This window comes from Sphingomonas sp. RB1R13 (genome assembly GCF_036663775.1).
In the GTDB taxonomy this organism is placed as follows: domain Bacteria; phylum Pseudomonadota; class Alphaproteobacteria; order Sphingomonadales; family Sphingomonadaceae; genus Sphingomicrobium.
Window position 1 is genome coordinate 1 of sequence record NZ_JAXOJM010000119.1, and the last position, 1,029, is coordinate 1,029.

Annotated in this window: 2 protein-coding genes; both read left to right on the forward strand. The window is 68.9% G+C overall.

Going from position 1 to position 1,029, the window contains the following annotated elements:
• A partial coding sequence (locus tag U1700_RS15395; RefSeq protein ID WP_332753536.1) for a P-loop NTPase occupies window positions 1–496 on the forward strand: 496 nt, incomplete at its 5' end.
• Window positions 497–589: 93 nt separating this feature from the next.
• Complete coding sequence (locus U1700_RS15400) at window positions 590–1,024, forward strand: CoA-binding protein (RefSeq protein WP_294270114.1); 435 nt, start codon at window positions 590–592, stop codon at window positions 1,022–1,024.
• The last annotated feature ends 5 nt before the right edge of the window (window positions 1,025–1,029 follow it).

Sequence of the window (1,029 nt, forward strand, 5' to 3'; positions counted from 1 at the left end):
CGAGCCGGACAAGGCGATCGCGTGGCGCGGGCCGATGGCGGCGGGCGCGCTGAGCCAGCTGGTCGACGGCGACTGGGGCGCGACCGAGCTGCTGGTCCTGGACCTGCCGCCCGGCACCGGCGACGTACAGCTGACCATGGTACAGAAGCATCGCCCGGCGGGCGCGGTGATCGTCTCGACGCCGCAGGATCTGGCGCTGATCGACGCACGCCGCGCGATCGACCTGTTCACCAAGGCGGGGGTGCCGATCATCGGCCTGGTCGAGAATATGGCGGGCTATTGCTGCCCGCATTGCGGTGGCATCTCCGACCCGTTCGGATCGGGCGGGGCGGAGGCGGCCGCCGCCGAGCTGGGCATTCCGTTCCTCGGCCGGGTGCCGCTGACCATCGCGATTCGTACCGCCTCCGATGCGGGCCAGCCGCCAGCGGCGGGCGAGGGCGACACGGTCTTCGCGCCACTGGCGGACAAGGTTGCTGAATGGCTCGATCGGGCATGATGAAACCGGCATGGCGGCGGGGCGTTAGACCGCGATAGCCTGCCGTCCCTGCCCGAAAATGTCCGGCGCCGGTGGGCAACAAGGGGATAGCCGATGCCGTTGACCGCAGATGACGATATTCGCGAGCTGTTGGCGAATGCGCGGACGATCGCGCTGATCGGCGCGTCGGATCGGCCGGATCGGCCGTCCTATGGCGTTATGAAGCGCCTGCAGGATCATGGCTACCGCGTGATTCCGGTGAATCCGCAGATCACCGGCGAGCATGTGCATGGCGAGTTCGTCTTTCGCGAGCTGGGCCAGCTGGGCGACCCCATCGACATCGTCGACATCTTCCGCCGATCCGAGGCGGCGGGCGACGTGGTGGATGAGGCGATCGCGATCGGAGCCAAGGCGGTCTGGCTGCAGCTGGGCGTCGTCAACGAAGCGGCCGCCGCGCGCGCCGAAGCCGCCGGTTTGAAGGTCGTGATGAACCGCTGCCCCGCGATCGAGATACCCCGTCTGGGCATCGCGCCGGTCGGGCAGGGCTGACAAGG